Here is a 1,450-nt window from a genome sequence, read left to right as displayed (position 1 = left end):
CTAGTAGTGCTTGGTCATGTTGGTATGGGTTCTGGCATGTCGCGGTGACAGGTGGGGCAGGCGCCGGTCCAGACCGCGAGGAGTAGTTGTAGTTCGCGGGCGACCTTGTAGAGGCTCAGGCCGGCGCCGTCTCTTTTGGGGACCGGGTGATGCGCTGCAGGGTGCAGAAGGCGTGGGCGGCGGAGACGAGGGTGACGTGGTGGTGCCAGCCTCGCCAGGTGCGGCCTTCGAAATGGGCCAGGCCCAGGGCCTGCTTCATCTCGCGGTAGTCGTGCTCGATGCGCCAGCGCAGTTTCGCGGTGCGCACGAGGGTGGCCAGCGGGGTGTCGGCGGGCAGGTTGGACAGCCAGAACTGCACGGGTTCGGGCTCGGTGGCGGGCCATTCGGCCAGCAGCCAGCGCACGGGCAGTTCCGGGCCGTCGGTGCTCTTGCGGATCTCGCGTCCGGCGGGCCGGATCCGCAGGGCCACAAACCGCGAGTACATCCGCTTGACGCCGCTGCGGCCGCTGCCCGGGCGGGAGCCTTCCCGCCACTGCACCGGCCGGGCTGCTTGCCTGCCGGCAGCGGTGACGAGCTTCTTCACCGTCTGGGCCGGCTCGGGGTAGACGGGCCGGGGCCGTGGGCCACGACCGCCGTAAGGCGGGACGTGCGGCCGGGCTTCTTCCGGGTGGGCGGTGGTCGTGGTGGAGATGCCGACCGCATAGCTGAGCTCGCGTTCTTCCAGGCCGAGGCGGAAGGCTGCGGCATCGCCGTAGCCGCCGTCGGCGACGACGAGCGGAACCTCGATGCCCCACGACCTCGTCTCGTCGATCATGTCCAGGCCCAGCTGCCACTTCTCGACATGACCTGCCTCTTCGGGGATGCCGCACTTCGCGCGGCGGGCCACCTTGGCCGGATCCGCCTTCGGCGAGGCGGGGTCCCAACTCTCAGGCAGGAACAGGCGCCAGTCGACGGCAGCCGATGCCGCGTCGGAGGCCAGATGCAGCGACACCCCGGCCTGGCAGTTGGTGACCTTGCCCACCGTGCCGGTGTACTGCCGCGCCACGCACGCCGAGGCGTCCCCGTCCTTGAGGAAGCCGGTGTCGTCCACGATCAGCGCGGCCGGCTTGATCACCTGCTGCATCCGCCAGGCGAGGCGGGCACGCACATGCGCCGGGTCCCACGGGCTCGAGGTGATGAAATGGGCCAGAGCCTGCCGGTTGCCGTCCTCTCCCAGACGGGCGGCTATCGGCTCCACCGACTTGCGCCGCCCCTCCAGCAGCAGCCCTCGCAGATAGACCTCGCCCCACCGGCGCTGATCCGCCCGCGCGAACGGCTCGAACATCTCCGCCGCGAAGTCCTCCAGATCACTCCGGACCGCAGCCAACTCCCCACCCAGCACACCCGCTCAACGACACACCCCATCAAACGGACACGCCACCAGCGAACACACCTGACCAAGCACTACTAG

Annotated in this window: 1 protein-coding gene; it reads right to left on the bottom strand. The window is 69.7% G+C overall.

Features of this window, described 5'->3' with window-relative positions:
- Positions 1–115: 115 nt before the first annotated feature.
- Positions 116–1,381 (bottom strand): IS701 family transposase, encoded by a 1,266-nt coding sequence (locus tag ABT232_RS38385; RefSeq protein ID WP_351849443.1) that lies wholly within the window; start codon positions 1,379–1,381, stop codon positions 116–118.
- Between the last annotated feature and the right edge of the window lie 69 nt (positions 1,382–1,450).

It is taken from the genome of Streptomyces sp. NPDC001532 (genome assembly GCF_040298625.1).
Taxonomy (GTDB): Bacteria; Actinomycetota; Actinomycetes; order Streptomycetales; family Streptomycetaceae; genus Streptomyces.
The sequence above is the reverse complement of the archived record's forward strand: the minus strand, read 5'-3'. Positions and strand labels throughout refer to the sequence as shown.